Raw genomic sequence first — 21,221 nt, 5'->3', positions numbered from 1 at the left:
GAGCTGCGGGGAGGAGAGCCGGAATGACCCTCGTCGACGACAGGATCGAGATGGCCGACACCGATGACAAGACGCCCCTGGACGACCTGTTCGAGGTGTTCGAGCGGACCCCCGCCTTCGAGGGCTATCGCATCGAGGTCGTCGAAGGGGTCGTCTACATGGTGCCGCAGCGCAGCGTTCACTGGGAGATCATTCTTGAGATCATCCGTGCGCTGGACAGGACGTTCGACGGCAACGTCAAGGTCTTCTCAGGCGTGCGGATCGACTTCCCCGGCGAGGAGAACGCCTTCTGCCCGGACGTGGCGAAGCTGCGCGACGACGCCAAGCCGGACGACAGGGGTCGCTGGCGCCACCAGGACGTCGAATTCGTCGCTGAAGTGGTGTCCCGCGGCACCGGGAAGAACGACTACGGCCCGAAGAAGACCGCCTACGCCCTCGCGGGCGTGCCCGTCTACGTGATCGCCGATCCGTATCAGCGCAAGTGCCACGTCTACACCGAGCCCAAGGACGGCGACTACGCCAAGGAAGTCGTCGTCTCCTTCGGCGCGGCCCTCGATCTCAAGGTGACCCCACTCGGCTTCGTCCTCCGTACCGACAGGTTCCCCTCCGACTGATCACCCCTCCTCCGGCAGGCCCTCCGCGAGAAGTTCGGCAAGGTGGCGGGCGCGGATGCCGGCGAGCTGGTCGAGCTGGGTGCGGCAGGAGTAGCCGTCCGCCACGACCGCGGCGTTCTCGGGGGCCTCGCGTACCGCCGGGAGGAGCTGGTCCTCGGCGCAGGCCGCGGAGACCTCGTAGTGGCCGCGTTCGAAGCCGAAGTTGCCCGCCAGACCGCAGCAGCCGGCCGCGAGTCCGCCTTCCAGACCGGCCTTCGCCATCAGGCGGCGTTCGGCGGCGTCGCCGAGAATCGCGTGCTGATGGCAGTGCTTCTGGCCGGTGACCGGACGGTCGAGGCGGGGCGGTGTCCAGTCGGGGGCGGCGGTTTCCAGGGCCTCGGCGAAGGTGCGGACGCGGGCGGCCAGGCGCGGGGCGCGTGCGTCGTCGGGCAGGAGCTCTACGAGGTCCGTCTTGAGCGCGGCGGCGCAGGGGGGTTCGAGGACGACCAGCGGCGGTCCGGCTTCGCCGCCGCCGGTCCCGCCGCCCGTACCCGTACCGCCGCTCGTGTCGCTGCCCCCGCCGCCTTCCAGTGCGTCCAGCGTGCGCCGCATCACCGCGCGGGCCTGGTCCAGTTGGCCCGTGGAGACGTACGTCAGCCCGCAGCACACCTTCCCCGCCCCGGGTGGCAGCCCCACCCGCAGTCCCGCCGCCCGCAGCACCCGTACCGCCGCGGAACCCGCCTCCGGCGACAGGTAGTTCGTGAACGTGTCCGGCCACAGCAGCACGTCCGGATCCGTGTCGGTCCCCCGTGCGAGCGACCGCGTCAGCGGCACCCGCGCGATCCGCGGGATCGCCCGCTCGCCCGCGAGCCCCGCCAGCCGCTTCGCCACCGCCGCCAGCGGCCCCACTCCGGCCAGCGCGTTCGCCGCACCGGCCGCCCGCAGCGCCGCCGTCAGCCGCAGCCACTGCGGCAGCCGGCCCATCGCGTAGTGCGCCATCGGCCGCCGCCGCCCGGCGTAGTGGTGGTGCAGGAACTCCGCCTTGTACGTGGCCATGTCGACGTCCACCGGGCAGTCGCTGCGGCACCCCTTGCACGACAGGCACAGGTCGAGCGCCTCGCGCACCTCCTCCGAGCGCCACCCGTCCGTGATGACCTCCCCCGCCAGCATCTCGTGCAGCAGTCGCGCGCGCCCGCGGGTGGAGTGCCGCTCCTCGCCCGTGGCCCGGAACGACGGGCACATCACCCCCGCGCTCCCCGCCGGATTGCGGCACTTGGCGACCCCGACGCACCGCCGCACCGCCGCCGCGAAATCGCCGCCCTCCGGCCCGTCGTGCGGATACCCGAACGCCACCGGCACCGGCTCGCGCGGCAGCGGCGCGAAGCGCAGGTCGGCGTCGAGGGGGGCGGGGCGGGCGATCACGCCGGGGTTGAGGGCGCCGTCGGGGTCCCAGAGGTCCTTGAAGCCGCGGAAGAGGCCGACGAGCGCGTCGCCGTACATCGCGGGCAGCAGCTCGGACCGCGCCCGCCCGTCGCCGTGCTCCCCGGAGAGCGAGCCGCCGTGGGCGACGACGAGGTCCGCCAGCTCCCCCGAGAACTCCCGGAAGCGGGCGATGCCCGGCGCGGTCAGCAGGTCGAAGTCGATCCGCACGTGGATGCAGCCGTCGCCGAAGTGCCCGTAAGGCAGCCCGCGCAGCCCGTGCGCGGCGAGCAGCCCACGGAAATCGCGCAGGTACGCGCCGAGCCGCGCGGGCGGCACCGCGCAGTCCTCCCAGCCGGGCCACGCCTCGCTGCCGTCGGGCAGGCGGGTGGCGGTGCCGGAGGCGTCCTCGCGGATACGCCACAGGGTGCGCTGCGCGGCCGGGTCCGCGACCACCGTGTGGCTGACGGCGTCGGCGGCGCGGCACACCTCGTCGGCGGCGGCCCGCGCGGCGGCGGGGGTCTCGCCGCCGGTCTCGACGAACAGCCAGGCGCCGCCCGGAGGCAGCGCCTGTGCGTCGGGCACGAGATCGGCGGCCATGCCCTCGACGGTCAGGGGACGCAGCGGCAGGAGTCCGGAGGCCGCCTCGGCGGCGGCGGACTCGTCGGCGTAGCCGAGGACGGCCAGGGCGCGGGCCGGTGGTGACTCGACGAGGCGGACGGTCGCCTCGGTGAGGACGGCGAGGGTGCCTTCGCTGCCGGTGAAGGCGCGGGCGAGGTCGGCGCCGCGCTCGGGCAGGAGGGCGTCGAGGGCGTAGCCGGAGATGCGGCGGGGGAGGTCGGGCCAGCCGGAGAGGTCACGGGGGTACGGACCGGGGGCGCCGGCTCCGTCCCGTACGCCGCCCGCCGGCCCCCTCGCCTGCCCGGCTGCACGCCCGTCCGCCTGCCCGCCCGTACGCAGCGTCGCCAGATGCCCCGCGACGAACTCGTCCAGCCCCGGCAGCACCCCCAGGTCCCGCTCCAGCCGCACCTCCCGCCCCCGGTACGTCACCACGTCCAGCGCCCGCACGTTGTCGGCCGTCGTCCCCCACGCGACGCTGTGCGGGCCGCAGGCGTTGTTGCCGATCATCCCGCCGACAGTGCACCGGCTGTGCGTCGACGGATCCGGCCCGAACGTCAGCCCGTGCGCCGCCGCCGCGCCCCGCAGCCGGTCGAGCACCAGCCCCGGCTGCACGAGTGCGGTGCGCGTCCCGGCGTCGAGGTCGACGAGCCGGTTCAGGTGCCGGGTGAAGTCGAGGACGACGCCGGCGCCCACGGCGTTGCCCGCGATGGACGTACCGCCGCCGCGGGCGACGACAGGCGCGCCGTACTCCCGGCACACGGCCAGCGCGGCGGCGACGTCGGCGGCGTCGCGGGGCGCGACGACGCCGAGGGGGACGCGGCGGTAGTTGGAGGCGTCCATGGTGACGAGGGCCCGCTCCCCGTTCTCGAATCCCACGTCGCCGCGGACGGCGTCGCGCAGCCGCCGCTCCAGCGCCACGACATCCACGTCGGTGTCCGTATGCGCGTCCGCGCCCGTCTCCGTATCCATGACCCCAGCGTGCCCGACACCCCCGCCCCGTCGCGCGTATTGACGTGCCCCACTCGCGCCTCTAACGTCCGACCCCAGAAAGATTCGAAGCCTGTCCCGAAACATTTCGACCCTTCACCACCTGCACGTACGGATCCGGCGCCACCACTCCACCACCGCCCCCGCACCCTCCCGCGGGGGAGGAAAGAAGGGGAACATGCGAAGACTCCGCAGCAGGCCCAGGACCCTGCTCGCCGCACTCGCCGGTGCCCTCTGCCTCTACGGCCTCGGCACCGCCGCCCCGGCACAGGCGGCAGCCCCCGCGGAAGCCGCCCCGCCCACGACCGCCGCCGCCTCCCTGAACGAGCTGGCACAGGCCCACGGCAAGTTCATCGGCTCCGCCGCCGCGACGGCGCACTTCTCCGACACCCAGTACACCGGGATCCTGGGCAGCGAATTCGGCCAGGTCACGGCGGAGAATGAGATGAAGTGGGACACCGTGGAGTCGTCCCGCGGCCAGTTCAACTTCGGCCCCGGCGACCGGATCGCCGACTTCGCAGAGCAGAACGGCCAGTCGATCCGCGGCCACACCCTCGTCTGGCACAACCAGCTCCCCGGCTGGGTCTCCAGCCTGCCGAGCGGCGAGGTCCGCACGGCGATGGAGAACCACGTCACGCAGGTCGCCGGACACTACGCCGGCGACATCGCCGCCTGGGACGTGGTCAACGAACCGTTCAACGAGGACGGCACGTTCCGCAACAGCCCCTTCTACAACGCCATGGGCACCGACTTCGTCGCGCACGCGCTGCGCGCCGCGAAGGAGGCGGACCCGAACGCGAAGCTCTGCATCAACGACTACAACATCGAAGGCGTCAACGCGAAGAGCACCGCGATGTACAACCTGGTACGCGACCTGAAGGAGCAGGGCGTACCGATCGACTGCGTCGGCATCCAGGGCCACCTGGCGACCCAGTACGGCTTCCCGAGCGACCTGCGGCAGAACATGCAGCGCTTCGCCGACCTGGGCGTCGACGTGGCGATCACGGAGCTGGACGTACGGATCCAGCTCCCGGTCAGCTCGGAGAAGGAAGCCACCCAGTCGCAGTACTACGCGAACGTCATCGACGCCTGCCTGGCCGTCACCCGGTGCACCGGAGTCACGGTCTGGGGCTTCCCGGACAAGTACTCCTGGGTGCCGGACGTCTTCCCGGGCGAGGGCTCGGCGACCCTCTGGAACGACAGCTACCAGCCGAAACAGGCATACAGCGCGGTGGCCGAGGCCCTCGGCGGCGACCCGGGCCCGGGCCCCGGCCCCGGCGACGGCTGCACCGCGGCCTACGCCGTACCGCAGGAATGGAACGGCGGGTTCACCGCGGCGGTGACGGTGAGCTGTGACGGCGACTCGCTGACCGGCTGGAGTGTCTCCTGGGACTACACCGCGGGCCAGCAGGTCACCAACGCCTGGAACGCGACGTGCCAGCAGAGCGGGACGACGGTGACCTGCACCAACGCCGCGCACAACGGCAACGTCCCGGACGGCGGCTCGGTCACCTTCGGCTTCAACGGCACCTGGACGGGCAGCAACCCGGTCCCGGCCACCCTGACCCTGGGCTGACGCCCCCGCCTCCCCCCGCCCGCCGGCGGCCACTCGTTGGTGGCCGCCGGCGGGCGGCTGTCTGGGGTGAGGCGTCGTCGGCGCTCCGGTGAAGGGTCGGCAACGAGCCAACGATCGCGCTGGCGAAACCGTGCGCCCCACGGATAGCGTCTTCTACCCGTAGTGACCCGTCTCCTACAGGGAGTTGACGTGAGACGCCGACACACCCTCCCCGCCGCCCTGGCGGCCTTAGCCGCCACGAGCCTGCTGCTGACGGCCTGCGGGTCGGACGACGAGGGCGGGGGTGACGACGACAAGGTCACGGGCGCGGACGACGCCTCCTCGGCGCCGCCGTCACCGAAGCAGAGCGAACCGGAGACGGACCGCCCGGAGATCCGGCTCCCCTCGTACGCAAAGGTCACCTTCGAGGAGTCGGAGACGGGCGATCCCGTCAAGGACGCCATCCTGCAAGACCACGCGCAGCGGGCCCTTGCCGCGGAGGAAGCGATCCTCACGGGTGAGCTGACCACCTCGACCCTGACGTCTTACACCTCCGGGGAAGCCCTGGCCGGCACAAAGGACTTCATCAAGTCGTGGGTCGACGCCGGCGACAAATGGGCGGGCACCATCCGGTACTACGACAGAGAAGTCACCATCAAGGACGACCGCACCGCTTCGGTCATCTCCTGCGCCGACGAGAACAAGTCGTGGATCACCAAGAACCCCGAGTCGGGGAAGAAGCCGGAGGAACAGCCTCCCTCCGCGGACAACTACGTGATGTACAACTCCCTGCTCGAGAAGAACGACGAAGGAATCTGGGTGACGACCCGCATGATCTCTGACCGGGGAGCCGAGCGGTGCCAGCCTTAACGAACTTACTCAGGGCCGCCGTCATCGCGACGGCGGCGAGCAGTCTGCTGTTAGGCACAAGCCACGCGCAGGACCCCGAATGGGGTCGTGGTGGCCAGCGCACCGACAACGAGCCGCCTCCCGGGGAAGCCTCCGGCGGGTCCGACGGGAACGGGAACATTCACGCCCAGGTCAGGATCGTCTGGGACGAGACCCGCAACGGCCCCGGCGGGGACGGCGGCGGGGCCGTGGCCCCCGTGAGCGACTGGGAGCCGCCTCCCTGCTGGTACGGCCCGGCCTACAACCCCGACAAGTTCGAGGAACTGGCCAGGGGCGTGTGGTTCACGATGATCCACGACCCCGACGGGCGGACCCTCGCCTCGGACTTCATGGACAAGTACAGCCGCGGCAACCCGTACCACAACTTCAACCAGGACAAGGCCGGCGAAGGCTACTGGTGGGACGACTTCTACGACGAGAGCCGCACGGACGACCCCGCGATTTTCGACTGCATGGAGCCCTGGTTCTGGGTCGACACCGGTGACCCGCCGCCGGTCGGGTACGAGAACGCCGTCACCCCCGAAGTCCTGGCCGAACTGGCGTACGACAGGCTCCGCATCCCCCGCGACGAGGCGACCCTGCGCCCGGGGGCGGCCGACCAGAAGGTCAACCTGCCGACGTGGGTGTGGCTCGACGAAGGCACCTTCCGCCCCGTGGCGGTCAGCGCCTCCATCCCCGAGATCGGTATCGAGGCGACCACCACGGCCCGGCCCGTGGGCCTGCACATCGATCCCGGCACGGACGACGCCGAGCTGTATCCAGGGAACGGGGTCTGCCGCATCAACGACGACGGTTCCATCGGCACCCCGTACGCCGCCGGCCGCTCCGAGGAGGCGCCGCCCTGCGGCCTGACGTACCTCCGCTCCACGGAGAGCACGGGCCCGTACGAGCTGACGGCCACGGTCACCTGGGAGATCAGCTGGACCGGCACCGGTCGGACGGACCCTGTCCGGCTGCCCGACGGGGTCTTCCACACGACCACCGAGGTCGACGTCGCCGAGATCCAGACCGTCGTCCGCTAGCTCCCTGCGGGACCACGTACGGCTGCTGAGGGGGACCCTGGGTAACCACCCCCCGACTGGCACATACTCGACCTCGACGACGATCCGACGCCGGGGGATCCGGAGCGGGTCAAGCAGTTGGCGCGTGAGCTGCATGATTTCGCCGATGATGTGGCGGACGCGCTGCGCCAGATCAAGGGCATGGCCGGTGAGGACGCGCTGCTGCGGTGGGCGGGGGAGACGGCGAAGGCGTTCCAGGACGAGTTCGAGGAAGTCCCCAAGAATCTGAAGAAGCTTCAGCGTTCGTACGACCTTGCGGGGGATGCGCTGGCGGCGTACTGATCGCCAGCCGGTTCTTCGCGATCGTCACCGATCTCATCGGCACACCGCGGGAACTGATCGACGAGTCGGGAACCGTGGCCTGGCGGAGCCGGAGCACGCTGTGGGGCAGCACGTCGTGGAACAGCGGCGCCACCGCGTACACGCCTCTGCGATTTCCCGGTCAATACCACGATCAGGAGACCGGACTCCATGACAACTATTTCCGCCACTACGACCCCGAGACGGCTCGTTATCTCACGCCCGATCCGCTGGGTCTTACGCCGGCACCCAATCCGGCGAGCTACTGGATGCGAAGTTCGTTGAAAAGCCCGGCCGCAGCCCATTCATTTTCACGAACCACCCCGACGCCGTACCCTTCTTCCAGGGAAAGATGCAGCAGCACGGCATCCCGGGGCGCGTCGACCTGCCCCATAGCAAGGAGCAAAACGTGACATTCCTCGCCGTATTCGACAGCAAGACGTTTCACGTCCCCCGCGACGAACTGGCGCGGCGGCTGGAGGCCGACTGGCCGACTGCCACCCTGGCGGTCAGCAGTGGAGACTCGACGCGTCGCGAGGTCCGCGACGTCACGTGGACATACCGAAACAGTGAGGGCGAAATCGAGGGCCGGTCTCACATCGACGGGACATGCATCTACCTGGACGGTCCTCTCGGGCCGGCCGCGGAGTTCGCAGCTTGGTACCGGAAGCTGGTGCCGTCCGATGTGGAACTCATCTTCTGTGACGATTCCTACTCCTTCGCCGTCAGCGTTCCCGAGGGAGCCTCCCGTACGCAGATCGAAGAGAACGCCGACGCCGACTGAGCGGTCGGCCGTCCCGGGCCACGGCCCTGAGCGCCGGCACAGTGGCTTCTCACCCTGCCCACCACGTGGGTGTTCTCGTCTCAGACCGTGGACTGCCGAGTCGTCCCGGCCGGGGCACGCCGTAGGCTTCGGGCGTGGCTGAGATCGAGATTCCCGCTGACATCAAGCCCGCCGACGGACGCTTCGGGTCGGGCCCGTCCAAGGTGCGGACCGAGGCGCTTGAGGCCCTGGCCGCCACCGGTTCCTCCCTTCTCGGTACGTCCCACCGGCAGGCTCCCGTGCGGGATCTGGTCGGGCGGGTGCGTGACGGCGTGCGTGAGCTGTTCTCGCTGCCCGAGGGGTACGAGGTGGTCCTCGGTAACGGGGGGTCGACCGCGTTCTGGGATATCGCCACCCACGGGCTGATCGAGCGCAAGTCGCAGCATCTGTCCTTCGGTGAGTTCTCCTCGAAGTTCGCCAAGGCCGCCAAGCTCGCCCCGTGGCTGGAGGAGCCGACCGTCGTGGCGTCGGAGCCCGGGACGCACCCCGAGGCGCGGGCCGAGGCCGGGGTCGACGTGTACGCGCTGACGCACAACGAGACGTCCACCGGTGTCGCCATGCCGGTGCGCCGGGTCGAGGGGGCCGACGACGGGGCGCTGGTGCTCGTCGACGCGACGTCCGGGGCCGGCGGGCTGCCGGTGGACGTGGCGGAGACCGACGTGTACTACTTCGCTCCGCAGAAGTCCTTCGCCGCCGACGGCGGGCTGTGGATCGCGGCGTTCTCGCCGGCCGCGCTGGAGCGGGCCGCGCGGGTGCACGCCTCCGGGCGGCACGTGCCGGAGTTCTTCTCGCTGCCCACGGCGATCGACAACTCGCGGAAGAACCAGACGTACAACACCCCCGCCCTCGCGACCCTCTTCCTCCTCGCCGACCAGCTCGACTGGCTGAACGGGCAGGGCGGTCTGGACTGGGCCGTGCGGCGTACCGCCACCTCCGCCCGTACGCTCTACAACTGGGCCGAGGAGGCGAAGGCCGCCACCCCGTTCGTCGCCGACGCGGCGCAGCGGTCGCAGGTCGTGGGCACGATCGACTTCTCCGACGACGTGGACGCCGCCGCCGTGGCCAAGACGCTGCGCGCCAACGGCATCGTGGACACCGAGCCGTACCGCAAGCTCGGCCGCAACCAGCTCCGGGTCGCGATGTACCCCGCGGTCGACCCCGCCGACGTCGAGGCGCTGACCCGCTGCATCGACTACGTCGTCGAGCGGATCTGACACCGGTTCGTCCCCGCCACGGGCCCGGCGCGTCCGCGCGCCGGGCCCGTGGCGTACGAGTCCCGCGTGAGGGCCCGCTCAGTGCGACAGCCGCTGGTACTTCCGGACCGCCAGCGGCAGGAACACCGCCGTGATCACCACCGGCCACACCACCGCCATCAGCATCGCGTGCTGCTCGATCCACGAATCGCCCAGCCGCCCCGGGTTGCCGAACAGCTCGCGCACCGCGTTGGCCGTGGAGGACACCGGGTTCCACATCGCTATGGCGCCCAGCCAGCCCGGCATGTCCGCGGGTGACGCGAAGACGCTGGAGACCATGCCGAACGGGAACGCCACCGCGAACAGGTTTCCCGCCGCCTCCTGGTTGGGCGTGAGCAGGCCGAGCACCACCCCGACCCAGATGAGCGCGAAGCGCAGCCACAGCAGCAGCCCGAAGGCCGCCGCCGCCTCCAGCGCCGTGCCGTCCGAGCGCCAGCCGATGACCAGCGCGATCGCGGTCATCACCGCCAGGTCCAGCGCCGCGCCGATGAGGTCGGAGACGCCCCGGCCGCTGACGACGGCGGAGGGGGACATCGGCATGGAGCGGAAGCGGTCGGTGATGCCGTGTTCCTTGTCGATGGCGATCAGCATGGCGGTGTTCATGAACCCGAAGGCCATGGTCATCGCGAACATGCCGGGCATCGCGTACGACTTGTAGGCGCCCGCGCCGCCCTCCATCGCGCTGCCGAAGACGTACACGAACAGCAGCACGGAGACGACCGGGAAGCCGAGCTGCCAGGCGATGTTCGACGGCTGCCGGCGGTAGTGCAGCAGGCCGCGGCGTACGACGGTCCAGCAGTCGGCGAACGCCCACTTCAGCGCTCCGCCGGGAGCCTGCTCGGCCGCCGGGGGGCGGGGCTTCTTCTGCCCCGCGGCGGTTTCGGTGACGGGGGTGCTCATGCGGCCGGGGCCTCCTCTTTCCTGCCGGCCTTCCTGCCGGAGCGCTCTTTCCTGCCGGTGCTCTCGTTTCCGCCGGTGCTCTCCGATGCCTCCGCGTCCGCCGCGGTGTGGCCGGTCAGGCTGAGGAAGACGTCGTCGAGCGTGGGCCGCCGCAACGCTATGTCGTCCACCGCGACCCCCTCGTCCTGCAGCGTGCGGGCCACCTCCGTCAGCGCCGCGACCCGGTCCGTGACCGCGCCGTGCACCCGCAGCTCCTCCAGGTCGATGGCCGGGTCCGCGGCGGAGACGCGGGCGACGGCCTTCACCGCGTCCGGGATCTCCTCCGCCGAGCCGACGACGACCTCGATACGGTCGCCGCCGACCGTGTTCTTGAGCGCGGCCGGGGTGTCGTCCGCGATCGTCCGGCCGTCGTCGATGACGGCGATGCGGTCGGCGAGCTTGTCGGCCTCGTCCAGATACTGCGTCGTCAGCAGCACCGTGGTGCCGGCGGCCACCAGGTCCCGCACCGCTTCCCAGACCTCGCCGCGGCTGCGCGGGTCCAGACCGGTCGTCGGCTCGTCCATGAACAGCACGTCCGGCGCGAGGATCATGCTCGACGCCAGGTCCAGCCGGCGCCGCATGCCGCCGCTGTACTCCTTGGCGCCCTTGTCCGCGGCGTCGGTCAGCCCGAACTGCTCCAGCAGCTCCGCCGCGCGCTCACGGGCGCGCCGGGAGCCGAGGTGGAACAGCCGGGCGAACATCTCCAGGTTCTGCCGGCCGGTCAGCACCTCGTCCACCGCCGCGTACTGCCCGGCGAGGCCGATCCGCCGGCGCACCTTGACCGGCTCCTTCATCACGTCGTGCCCGCCGACGCGGGCTTGTCCCCCGTCCAGGCGGATGAGGGTGGACAGGATCCGCACCGCGGTCGTCTTGCCGGCCCCGTTGGGGCCGAGCAGGCCGTAGACCGTGCCGTACGGCACGGTCAGGTCGAATCCGGCGAGGGCCCGCTTCTCCCCGTAGCGCTTCTGCACGCCGTCCGCCACGACGGCGTCGGCCGAGCTTGCCATCACGCTCTTCCTCCCCTATCTGAGTACGCCGTACTCATTTACGCATACGCCGTACGCAGTTCGCAAGTCCGCAGCTAGACTCGGTCGTATGGCGGCAACGGAACACAGCGGCAGCGGCGACCTCAGCCGCAGCATGGCCCTGCTCTGGGGTATCGAGGAGCGCGGCAAGCGCGGTCCGAAGCCCGGCATCTCGGTGGACCGGATCGTCTTCACCGCGATCCGCATCGCGGACGCCGAGGGGCTGGAGGCGGTCTCGATGCGCAAGATCGCCGGGTGTCTGGGCGTGGGCACCATGTCGCTGTACCGGCACGTGCCCGGCAAGGCCGAGTTGCTCGACCTGATGCTCGACGGGGTCGGCTCGGTCGAACCGCAGGACGTCGAGCGCTTCCGGAGCCGGCCGACCTGGCGGGAGCAGGTGCGCGAGCTGGCCCGCTCCATGTGGGAGCACTATCTGGAGCACCCGTGGCTGCTCCACGTCGACCAGGGCCGCCCCGTGCTCGGCCCCAACGGCCTCGACGCCTTCGAGCTCGCCCTCAGCGGCTTCGACGGGCTGCTCCTCACCGACCAGGAGAAGGTCGGCTTCATCAGCTCGCTGGACTGCACCGCCGCCGGCCTCGCCCGGGTGCACGTCAACGCCAAGCAGGCGGAGGCGCGGACCGGGATCAGCGACCAGGAGTTCTGGGAGGCGCAGTCACCGGCGCTGGAGTCGGCGATGGCCTCCGGACGCTATCCGAGGATCGCCGGACTGGCCGAGGACTCCTTCTCCGCCCTGGGCGAGGAGACGTTCATGTTCGCGATAGACCGGATGCTCGACGGGCTGGAGGTGCTGCTCGAACGCCGCCGCGGGGCGGGGTGGACTCCGCCGCAGCAGGCGGCGCCGGTCTTCGACGGGGCGGACGGACGCGAGTGCCGCGAGGGGGAGACGGTCTGAGGGGCGGACGGCCCGGGAGGGTCGGGTTCGCGTCGTCCCGTTCAGCCGCGTACCCCGCCCGGCCGCCGCACGTCCGTCCCCCTCACACCCGCCCCAGGGTAGGCCGCCCCACCGACAAACGGTCTCCGTACGGGCGGCAGCCGCACCCGGCTGCCCGACTGCCCAACTGCTCGCCTGCCCCGGCATCCCGCTCAGTGCGGTCGCGGGCGCCGCGCCAGCGCACGGCGCAGCAGCAGCACGGCGCCGATGCCCCCGGCCACCAGCAGCACCGCCGTCACCGGGTTGCGCTCCCCGTCGTCGCCGGCTGCGCCCGCGCCGTCCCCCCGCCCGTCCGAGCCGCCCGGCCCGTCCGACGACGAGTCGCCCCCCTCGGCCTCACGCCAGATCAGGTCGCTCTGCTCCCCCTCGCTCCCGAACACGATCGCCGACCCGTCCGCCGTGTACGTCATCGACTCACCCTGCTTCTGCACCGGCACGTCCAGCCGCCCGTCCTCCTCCGGCTTGCCGTTCTCGAAGCGGTACATCCGGCCGCCGAAGTAACTGCGCAGCGCCATCCGCGTGCCGTCCGGCGAGAACGCCCCGTCCGTCACCCACAGGTTGATCGGCGCGACCCGCCGGAAGATGTTCATCGACGCCGTCGACAGCTCCTCCGGTCCGGCGTACATCGCCGCGCCCCCGTCCTTCTTCTTGCTCACGACGTACACGCGCCCCGTCTTCGGATGCACCATCAGCGCCTCCGCGTCGCGCGGCCCGTCCTCGTACTGCGCCTCGTACTGGACGGCGTCCACGGTCGCGTCCTTGAGCTGCTTCGGCTCGGGGAAGCGGTAGATCCACACGTACGACCAGGAGCCGTCCATGTTGTCGCCGATGTCGCCGACGTAGAGCTGGTTGCCGGGCCCGAGGGAGACGGCCTCGACGTCGCGCGGTTCCCCTATGCCGCGCAGCGTGATCGTGGCCAGCGTCCTGCCGGTCTTGCCGTCGACGGCGTAGAGGTACGGGCCGTCGTCGGAGTCGTTGTGCGTCCAGTACACGTCGTCGTGCTGCCGGCTGGCGGCCAGGCCGCTGGACTCGGTGATACGGGGGTCGGTGAGTATCACGTCGTCCTGCGCCGCGGCGGGCGGGGCGTACGCGGCGGAGGTCGCCACCGCCGCCGCGGTGAGGAGGGCGGCGGCGGTCGGCAGGCGGTGGGCGCGCATGCCGCCAAGCCTGCCATGCACGCCCACCGGTGCGGGGACCGGTAGGCGGGCCGGTACGCGGACCCGATGCGTTCGTGCCGGGCGCGCAGAGGTACTTGCTTCGAGCGCGCTCGAAGCACTTGGCTTGATCCTCATGAGGTATACGCAGTTGGGACGTACGGGACTCAAGGTCAGCCGGCTCGTGCTCGGCACCATGAACTTCGGGCCGCACGCCGACGAGGCCGCGAGCCACGCGATCATGGACGCCGCCCTCGACGCGGGCATCAACTTCTTCGACACCGCCAACGTGTACGGCTGGGGCGAGAACAAGGGCCGTACCGAGCAGATCGTCGGCTCCTGGTTCGCGCAGGGCGGCGGGCGCCGCGAGAAGGTCGTCCTCGCCACCAAGGTCTACGGATCGATGGGCGCGGACCCCGCCACCACCTGGCCCAACCACGACCGGCTCTCGGCGGTCAACATCCGCCGCGCGGTCGACGCCAGCCTCACGCGGCTGCAGACGGACCACATCGACCTCTACCAGTTCCACCACGTGGACCGGCACACGCCGTGGGAGGAGATCTGGCAGGCCGTCGACGTCCTCGTCCAGCAGGGCAAGATCCTCTACGCCGGCTCGTCCAACCACGCCGGCTGGCACATCGCGCAGGCCAACGAGGCGGCACGGCGGCGCAACTCGCTGGGTCTGGTGAGCGAGCAGTGCCTGTACAACCTGCATGAGCGGCGGGCCGAAATGGAGGTCATCCCGGCCGCCGAGAGCTACGGCCTCGGCGTCATCCCGTGGTCCCCGCTGGGCGGCGGGCTGCTCGGCGGCGCGCTGCGCAAGGAGCGCGAGGGCGGCGGCGCGCGGTCCGCGGCAACGCTGGCGCGCGGTGACGTGCGCGAGCAGGTGCAGGCGTACGAGGACCTGGTCGCCGAGCACGGCCTGGACCCGGCGGAGGTGGCGCTCGCCTGGCTGCTGACGCGCCCGGGCGTCACGGGCCCGATCGTGGGCCCGCGCACGATGGAGCAGCTCACCTCGGCGCTGCCGGCGCCGGACCTGACGCTGTCGGACGAGCTGCTGGCGTCGCTCGACGAGATCTTCCCGGGCACGGGACCGTCACCGGAGGCGTTCGCCTGGTGAGCGTCGGGTAGGCCGGGCCGCCTCAGCCGCCGAAGGCGGCGGCGAGGGCGACGACGGCGAAGATCAGCACGAGCGTGGCGCTGACGACGCGGATGCGGGTCTTGGCGTTCACGCGTACGAGCTTACGGGCCCGCCGCTCCCCGCGGGGCGGCGGGCCCGGGCGTGCGGTAACGAACCGTGACGGCTGACCGTGAGTATCGTTGCACTACCGGCTGCGGCGTTCGGGCGGCAGCGGGGAGGAGCGGCACGATGACCGTCGTGGAGACCGACAGGATCGAGATGGCCGACGAGAGCGACGAGCTCACCCTCGACATGATGTTCGAGTGGCTGGAGCGGATGCCCGTCCCCGAGGGATACAAGATTGAGATCGTCGAGGGGAACATCTACATGTCGCCGCAGCGGCAGAAGCACTGGGTGATCATTGCGCTCATCTACGATCAGATTCGCGCCCAGTACCCTGTCACGCGGACCGCATCCGATGTCCGCATCGACTTTCCCGGGCACCTCAACGGCTTCGCCTGCGACATCGCCGCAATGGCGAAGGGCGGTGAACCCGACGACAAGGGACGCTGGCGCCCTCAGGACGTGGAGTTCGTCGGCGAGGTGATCTCCAAGGCAACCGCTGCCAACGACTACGGGCCGAAGAAGGACGCCTACGCCACCGCAGGTGTGCCGGTCTACCTGATCGTCGATCCGTACACCGCCAAGTGCCACCTGCACCTGCTGCCCGAGGACGGAGAGTACCGCGTCGAGACGACCCTCGACTTCGGTGTCGACATCGATCTCACCAATACCCCCGTCGGGCTCAAGCTGGCGACCGGCGAGTTCCCCCGCGACTGAGCCTCCGGCTATGTCCCGCTGCGGCCCAGAGGCCAGGTGGCCAGGGGTTCGTAGTCGGGCTGGGCGCCGAGGTGGCCCGGGGGCGGGGGGTGGCTGCGGATCAGGGTGAGGGCGGGGATCTCACGTTGCGGGGTGGTGAAGTCCCGCAGGGCGTACGTGAACGGGGTCAGGTCCGTGCCGCCGCCGTGGCGCTGGCGCGCCAGGGTCAGGTGCGGGCGGTACCGGCGCTCCGCGCCGCGTCCCGGCGCCTGCGGCATCCCCCGCGTGCGCCGCCCCGCCGCCACCGCGCCCGCCGCCAGGCGGCCCAGCTCCTCGGCGTTCCCCACCGCCTCCGTCCACAGCACCGTGTCCGAGACCCGTCCGCCGCCCGCCAGTCCCAGCCGCACCGGCCCCCGTCGCCGCGCCGCCGCCCGCGCCAGCCGCTCGCCCAGCTCCGGGACGGAGCCCGCCGGCACCTCCCCGTAGAACGCGACGGTGATGTGCCACCCTTCCGGCGGCACCCAGCGCAGCCGTCCCGCACCGGGCAGCCTCCGCAGCCGTTTCACCGTTTCCGTCAGTTCCCCCAGCACGTCCGCGGGCGGGACCACGGCGGCGAAGAGCTTCACCGGGGCCTCCTCACCGGGACCGCCTCACCGCAGCCGCCCCGCACCGGGCAGCCTCCGCGAACGACCCGGGTCACCCGCACCACCACCTCAGTCCGGGAAGCGGCGCGTCACCCACCGCCACGCGAACTCCAGCAGCACGGACGCCGCCACGGCGATCCCCACCGCCGTCCACGGCATCTGCGCACCCACCAGCTTCAGCGCGAAGAAGTCCTGCAACCAGGGCGTGATCAGCACGATCACGAACCCCAGCGCCATCGTCGCGACCAGTCCCACCCGCCACCACGTGTACGGCCGCGCGATGATCACCAGCACCCACATCGCGATCAGGAACAGCGTCAGCGTCGCCGCCGACGTCTCCGCGTCCAGCGCGCCGTGCCCCGAGTAGTGCGACCGCGCCAGCATGTACGTCACGAACGTCGCCGTCCCCGCGATCAGCCCCGCCGGGATCGCGTACCGCATCACCCGGCGCACGAAGTTCGGCCGCGCCCGCTCCTTGTTCGGCGCCAGCGCGAGGAAGAACGCCGGCACGCCGATCGTCAGCGTCGACAGCAGCGTCAGATGCCGCGGCAGGAACGGGTACGGCACCTGCGTGGCGACGACCAGCAGCGCGAGCAGCACCGAGTAGACCGTCTTGACCAGGAACAGGTTCGCGACCCGCTCGATGTTGCCGATGACCCTGCGGCCCTCGGCGACGACCGAGGGGAGGGTGGAGAAGCTGTTGTTCAGCAGCACGATCTGCGCGACGGCCTTGGACGCCTCCGAGCCCGAGCCCATGGACACGCCGATGTCCGCGTCCTTCAGCGCCAGCACGTCGTTGACGCCGTCGCCGGTCATCGCCACGTCGTGGCCGCGGGACTTCAGCGCGGCGACCATGTCGCGCTTCTGCTGCGGGTTGACGCGGCCGAAGACCGCGTTGTCGTCGAGGACGGCGGCCATCTCGTCGCGGTCCGCCGGCAGCGTGCGCGCGTCGACGGTACGGTCCGCGCCCGGCATGCCGAGCTTCGCGGCCACCGCGCCCACGGACACCGCGTTGTCGCCCGAAATGATCTTCGTCTCGACCCGCTCCTCGGCGAAGTAACCGAGAGTGTCGGCGGCGTCCGGACGCAGCCGCTGCTCCAGCACGACCAGCGCGGCCGGTTCGACGCCGCGCGCCACCTCCGGGTCGTCCAGCTCCCGCACGGCGCGGGCGAGCAGCAGGACGCGCAGGCCCTGCGCGTTCAGGTCGTCGATCTCGGCGAGGGAGGAGTCACCGGCCGGCAGCAGCACGTCGGGGGCGCCCAGCAGCCACGTGCCCGCACCGGTGCCGGCGCCGCTGAACGACGCCCCGCTGTACTTGCGCGCCGAGGAGAACGGCAGCGAGCCCGTGCAGCTCAGCTCCCCGGTGTCCGGGTACGTCTCGATGAGGGCCTGCAGGCTGGCGTTCGGCCGCGGGTCGGACGAGCCGAGGGCGCCCAGCACCCGCCGCACGTCCGCCTCTGTCGCGCCGCGCAGGGGCCGCAGCTCGGTGACGTCCATGCCGCCCTCGGTGAGGGTGCCGGTCTTGTCGAGGAAGACGACGTCGACCCGCGCGAGCCCTTCGATCGCGGGCAGCTCCTGCACGAGGCACTGCTTGCGGCCGAGCCGGATGACGCCTATCGCGAACGCCACCGAGGTCAGCAGCACCAGCCCCTCGGGCACCATCGGCACGATGCCGCCGACCATGCGGCGGATGGCGTCCCGCAGGCCCTCGTTCTCGACCACGAGCTGGCTGATGACCAGGCCGATGGCGGCCGGGATCATCATGTACGTCACGTACTTGAGGATCGTGCTGATGCCGCTGCGCAGCTCGGAGTGGACGAGCGTGAAGCGCGACGCCTCCTCGGCCAGCTGCGCGGCGTACGCCTCGCGTCCCACCTTCGTCGCCGTGAAGGCGCCGCCGCCGGCGACGACGAAGCTGCCGGAGAGGACCCTGTCGCCGGGCTGCTTGACGACGGGGTCGGCCTCGCCGGTGAGCAGGGACTCGTCGATCTCCAGGCTCTCGGATTCCAGCACCTCGCCGTCGACGACGACCTTGTCGCCGGGGCCCAGCTCGACGAGGTCGCCGAGGACGATCCCGGCGGTGGGGATCTCGACGGTGCGGCCGTCGCGGCGCACCCGCGGCTTGGCCTCGCCGATGACGGCGAGGCTGTCGAGCGTCTTCTTGGCGCGCAGCTCCTGGATGATGCCGATGCCGGTGTTCGCGAGGATCACGAAGCCGAAGAGGGTGTCCTGGAAGGGCGCGACGGCCAGCATGATGATCCACAGGACACCGATGATGGCGTTGAAGCGGGTGAAGACGTTGGCGCGGACGATGTCCCCGGCGGAGCGGGAGGAGCGTACGGGTACGTCGTTGACCTCGCCGCGGGCCACGCGCTCGGCGACCTCGGCGGCGGTGAGCCCGTCGTGCCGCCGCGCAACGCCCGCCGCAGCCGCCCCGTTTGGCCCCGTCCCGCCCGGTTCCCCGCCCGTCTTCCCGCCCGTACCCCCCGTCCCGCCCGGTTTCCCGCCTACCGCCCCGCCCGGCCCACCGCCTGGCACCGGCCCCTCGCCGCCGTCGGCGGCCGTCTCGACCCGCTGCGTCATGCGTACGACGTTACGTGTTCGACCGGTCGCCTGCGCGCCCGCCCCGGGCGAGGGCCGCCTCGCGGCGGCGTACGTACCAGATGCCGACGAGACCGAGGCCGGCACCCGCGAGACAGGTCCACAGCCACCACAGGCGGTCCTGGTCGTCCAGCCGGCCGAGGAACGGCAACTGGACGAGGAAGAGCACCGTCCACAGCACGGTGCCGCCCACGGTCACCGCCATGATGTCGCCCTCGAACGGCTCCGGCGCCGGATGCCTGTACGCCTTCTTGCCCATGTCACCAGGGTACGGGCCCGCGCACGGCGGCATACTGAGTGGGCGCCGAAGTCCGGCCGCCGCTCAGCCCGAAGGTCGCGCATGCCCCCCGCCTCGAAGACCGCCGGCACGGGCCCCGGGGACGGGCCCCCGCCCCGGCCCTCCTCCCCCCTCGATTCCTTCTTCCACCTCTCGCGCCGCGGCTCGTCGGTCACCCAGGAGCTGCGGGGCGGGCTGGCGACCTTCTTCGCCATGGCGTACATCATCGTGCTGAACCCGATCATCCTGGGTTCGGCGACGGACAAGTTTGGCCACAAGCTCGACCACGGCGAGCTGGTCACGGCCACCGTGCTGGTCGCGGCGGTGACCACACTGCTCATGGGCGTCATCGGCAACGTCCCCGTCGCCTGCGCCGCGGGCCTGGGCATCAACGCCGTGGTGTCGCTCCAGCTCGCGCCGGAGATGTCGTGGGCGGACGCGATGGGCATGGTGGTGCTGGCAGGGCTGATCATCATGCTGCTGGTGGCGACGGGGCTGCGGGAGCGGGTGATGTCGGCGATCCCCGACGGCCTCCGCAAGGCCATCGTGATCGGCATCGGCCTCTTCATCGCCCTCGTCGGCCTGGTCGACGCGGGCTTCGTCACCCGCAACCCCGACTCGGCGCACACCACCGTCCCACTCACCCTGGGCACCGCGGGTCACCTGAAGGGGTGGCCCGTGCTGGTCTTCGTGCTGGGCCTGGCGCTGACCTTCGTCCTGCTGGCCCGCCGCTTCCGGGGCGCGATCCTCGTCAGCATCGTGACGATGACGGTGCTCGCGGTGATCATCCACGCGCTCGCCGACGTCCCGGACGGGGCGTGGGGCCTGACGGCCCCGGTGATCCCCGACCACGTCGTCGAGGCCCCCCACTTCGGCCTGCTGGGCGAGGCGAGCCTCTTCGGCGGCTTCCGCGAGGCGGGGATCCTGACGGGCTGTCTCTTCGTCTTCACCGTGCTGCTGTCCGGCTTCTTCGACGCGATGGGCACGATCCTCGGCGTCACCGAGGAGGCCCGCCTCCTCGACGAGAACGGCCGCCTTCCCGAGATGAACCGGGTCCTCATGGCCGACGGTGCCGCCGTCGCCCTCGGCGGCGCCGCCTCCGCCTCGGCGAGCACGGCCTTCGCCGAGTCCACGGCGGGCGTCGGCGAGGGAGCCCGTACGGGCCTGGCGAACCTCGTCACGGGCGCGCTGTTCCTGCTGGCTCTGGTCTTCACCCCGCTGGTGACGATCGTCCCCTCCCAGGCGGCGACGCCGGCGCTGGTGGCGGTCGGCTACCTGATCCTGTCGTCCAACATCCGCGGCATCGACTGGTCCGACCCCACGATCGCGGCCCCGGCCTTCCTGACGATCATCCTGATGCCCTTCAGCTTCAGCATCACGGCCGGCATCGGCATGGGATTCCTGGCCCACACCCTGCTCCGCACGGCGATCGGCCGCCCGGGCAGCGTCCGCCCGGCGCTGTGGGTGACGTCGGCGGTGTTCGTCGTCTACTTCGCCCTGGATCCCCTCGAACGCTGGCTGGGCCTCGGCTGACGTCCGGCGGGACCGCATGGCGGCATCGAGTACCGGCTCCGACGAGTACGCTCCGGGTCGCTCTTGATGGCGGGCGCCGGAATCGTGGTCGTCCAGGCGGCGGCTCGCTTGCAGCGGCCGGCGGCCGCGAATCTCTTCGCGGCCGGTGGCCGCGATCCTCTTCGCGGCCGAGGCCGCCGCCGAGACCGTCCGCACGCCTCGCCCTCACACCCGCCCAAGGGTATGCGCCCGGTCTGACAGTGAGCCCGGGTCACGGGTGTCGACGACTGGTGCGTCGTATGCGTGAGGCGAGTGCGGGGGTACGCGCCCGGGGCGGGCCCTTGGTTCGCCGAGCGGACCGGTGTTCCGGAGTGCCCGTGTCGGGGTGCGCGCCCGTCCGTGAGGGAGGCGGTGCCGGTGGGGTCCGTGTCGGGGTGGGCGGTGCCATACGGCAGGCCGGGCACGGGGGTCCCGCCGTCGGAGCGGACGGTGCCATACGGCAGGCCGGGCACGGGGGTCCCGCCGTCGGGGTGGGGCGGTGTCGTGAGGGCTCCCCCCGGGCCACCCCGCTCTTTGATTGTCGGGCCTGCGTCCGGCGTCAAGGGCGCCCCCTCCGCTTCGCTGCGGGGGCGTCGCTGCGCGATGGGGCTTCGCCCC

General features: G+C 71.5%; 18 protein-coding genes and 2 pseudogenes. 12 read left to right on the top strand and 8 right to left on the bottom strand.

Annotation, left to right across the window (positions count from 1 at the left end; translation table 11 throughout):
- Window positions 1-23 precede the first annotated feature (23 nt).
- Window positions 24-614, top strand: a complete 591-nt coding sequence (locus tag I003_RS0105360; RefSeq protein ID WP_027770567.1) for a Uma2 family endonuclease — start codon at window positions 24-26, stop codon at window positions 612-614.
- Here I003_RS0105360 and I003_RS0105355 read toward each other — a convergent pair whose 3' ends face one another.
- Window positions 615-3,602, bottom strand: coding sequence for an FAD-binding and (Fe-S)-binding domain-containing protein (locus tag I003_RS0105355; RefSeq protein ID WP_027770566.1), 2,988 nt, complete (start codon window positions 3,600-3,602; stop codon window positions 615-617). It lies immediately after the preceding gene.
- A gap of 196 nt (window positions 3,603-3,798) precedes the next feature.
- Between I003_RS0105355 and I003_RS0105350 the strand changes: the two genes are divergently transcribed.
- The 5 genes and pseudogenes from I003_RS0105350 to I003_RS34515 all read left to right on the top strand — a co-directional run.
- The gene (locus I003_RS0105350; protein ID WP_027770565.1) at window positions 3,799-5,196 is read left to right on the top strand and encodes a glycoside hydrolase family 10 protein; all 1,398 of its coding nucleotides are present in this window, start codon (window positions 3,799-3,801) and stop codon (window positions 5,194-5,196) included.
- A 189-nt stretch (window positions 5,197-5,385) separates the two neighbouring features.
- Entirely contained in the window at window positions 5,386-6,045 is a 660-nt protein-coding gene (locus I003_RS0105345) for a hypothetical protein (RefSeq protein WP_027770564.1), read from the top strand.
- Complete coding sequence (locus I003_RS0105340) at window positions 6,033-7,106, top strand: hypothetical protein (protein ID WP_486584097.1); 1,074 nt, start codon at window positions 6,033-6,035, stop codon at window positions 7,104-7,106. The genes I003_RS0105345 and I003_RS0105340 overlap by 13 nt, the downstream gene beginning before the upstream one ends.
- A 63-nt stretch (window positions 7,107-7,169) precedes the next feature.
- A pseudogene (locus tag I003_RS34520) lies at window positions 7,170-7,424 on the top strand (WXG100 family type VII secretion target); the annotation flags it as partial.
- A pseudogene (locus tag I003_RS34515) lies at window positions 7,424-7,711 on the top strand (RHS repeat-associated core domain-containing protein); the annotation flags it as partial. The pseudogenes I003_RS34520 and I003_RS34515, both read left to right, overlap by 1 nt.
- Here the strand turns inward: I003_RS34515 and I003_RS36720 are convergent.
- Window positions 7,708-7,839, bottom strand: coding sequence for a hypothetical protein (locus I003_RS36720; protein ID WP_486584111.1), 132 nt, complete (start codon window positions 7,837-7,839; stop codon window positions 7,708-7,710). The pseudogene I003_RS34515 and the gene I003_RS36720 sit on opposite strands and share 4 nt — an antisense overlap.
- Window positions 7,840-7,854: 15 nt before the next feature.
- Between I003_RS36720 and I003_RS34145 the strand changes: the two genes are divergently transcribed.
- Both I003_RS34145 and serC read left to right on the top strand, forming a co-directional pair.
- The gene (locus I003_RS34145) at window positions 7,855-8,229 is read left to right on the top strand and encodes a hypothetical protein (RefSeq protein WP_078563759.1); all 375 of its coding nucleotides are present in this window, start codon (window positions 7,855-7,857) and stop codon (window positions 8,227-8,229) included.
- 134 nt (window positions 8,230-8,363) lie between these two features.
- Window positions 8,364-9,482, top strand: coding sequence for a phosphoserine transaminase (gene serC / locus I003_RS0105325; RefSeq protein WP_027770562.1), 1,119 nt, complete (start codon window positions 8,364-8,366; stop codon window positions 9,480-9,482).
- 78 nt (window positions 9,483-9,560) lie between these two features.
- Here serC and I003_RS0105320 read toward each other — a convergent pair whose 3' ends face one another.
- Together I003_RS0105320 and I003_RS0105315 are read right to left on the bottom strand one after the other, a co-directional pair.
- Window positions 9,561-10,421, bottom strand: a complete 861-nt coding sequence (locus I003_RS0105320) for an ABC transporter permease (protein ID WP_027770561.1) — start codon at window positions 10,419-10,421, stop codon at window positions 9,561-9,563.
- Window positions 10,418-11,467 carry an ATP-binding cassette domain-containing protein gene (locus I003_RS0105315; RefSeq protein WP_106966253.1) on the bottom strand — a complete coding sequence of 350 codons (1,050 nt, stop codon included), beginning with the start codon at window positions 11,465-11,467 and terminating at the stop codon, window positions 10,418-10,420. The genes I003_RS0105320 and I003_RS0105315 overlap by 4 nt, the downstream gene beginning before the upstream one ends.
- 133 nt (window positions 11,468-11,600) lie before the next feature.
- On the opposite strand from I003_RS0105315, the gene I003_RS31505 reads away from it, so the two are divergent.
- Window positions 11,601-12,398: a TetR/AcrR family transcriptional regulator C-terminal domain-containing protein gene (locus tag I003_RS31505; RefSeq protein WP_051368099.1), complete on the top strand. Its 798-nt coding sequence runs from the start codon at window positions 11,601-11,603 to the stop codon at window positions 12,396-12,398.
- A 191-nt stretch (window positions 12,399-12,589) separates the two neighbouring features.
- Here I003_RS31505 and I003_RS0105305 read toward each other — a convergent pair whose 3' ends face one another.
- Window positions 12,590-13,594, bottom strand: a complete 1,005-nt coding sequence (locus I003_RS0105305; RefSeq protein ID WP_027770559.1) for a hypothetical protein — start codon at window positions 13,592-13,594, stop codon at window positions 12,590-12,592.
- Between the two features lie 133 nt (window positions 13,595-13,727).
- Between I003_RS0105305 and I003_RS0105300 the strand changes: the two genes are divergently transcribed.
- A complete protein-coding gene (locus I003_RS0105300; RefSeq protein WP_027770558.1) occupies window positions 13,728-14,711 on the top strand; it encodes an aldo/keto reductase in 984 nt (327 codons plus the stop codon).
- A 249-nt stretch (window positions 14,712-14,960) separates the two neighbouring features.
- The gene (locus tag I003_RS0105290) at window positions 14,961-15,551 is read left to right on the top strand and encodes a Uma2 family endonuclease (RefSeq protein WP_027770557.1); all 591 of its coding nucleotides are present in this window, start codon (window positions 14,961-14,963) and stop codon (window positions 15,549-15,551) included.
- Between the two features lie 8 nt (window positions 15,552-15,559).
- Here I003_RS0105290 and thpR read toward each other — a convergent pair whose 3' ends face one another.
- From thpR to I003_RS0105275, 3 genes are all read right to left on the bottom strand, one after another.
- Entirely contained in the window at window positions 15,560-16,156 is a 597-nt protein-coding gene (gene thpR / locus I003_RS0105285) for an RNA 2',3'-cyclic phosphodiesterase (RefSeq protein WP_027770556.1), read from the bottom strand.
- 87 nt (window positions 16,157-16,243) lie between these two features.
- A complete protein-coding gene (locus tag I003_RS0105280; protein WP_027770555.1) occupies window positions 16,244-18,757 on the bottom strand; it encodes a cation-translocating P-type ATPase in 2,514 nt (837 codons plus the stop codon).
- A gap of 10 nt (window positions 18,758-18,767) precedes the next feature.
- Complete coding sequence (locus tag I003_RS0105275; protein WP_027770554.1) at window positions 18,768-19,034, bottom strand: DUF2530 domain-containing protein; 267 nt, start codon at window positions 19,032-19,034, stop codon at window positions 18,768-18,770.
- A gap of 81 nt (window positions 19,035-19,115) precedes the next feature.
- On the opposite strand from I003_RS0105275, the gene I003_RS0105270 reads away from it, so the two are divergent.
- On the top strand, window positions 19,116-20,585 hold the full coding sequence (locus I003_RS0105270; RefSeq protein ID WP_027770553.1) for an NCS2 family permease: 1,470 nt from the start codon (window positions 19,116-19,118) through the stop codon (window positions 20,583-20,585).
- Window positions 20,586-21,221: the final 636 nt, after the last annotated feature.

The organism is Streptomyces sp. CNQ329, assembly GCF_000482585.1.
This window is presented reverse-complemented; position numbering and strand designations above follow the sequence as displayed.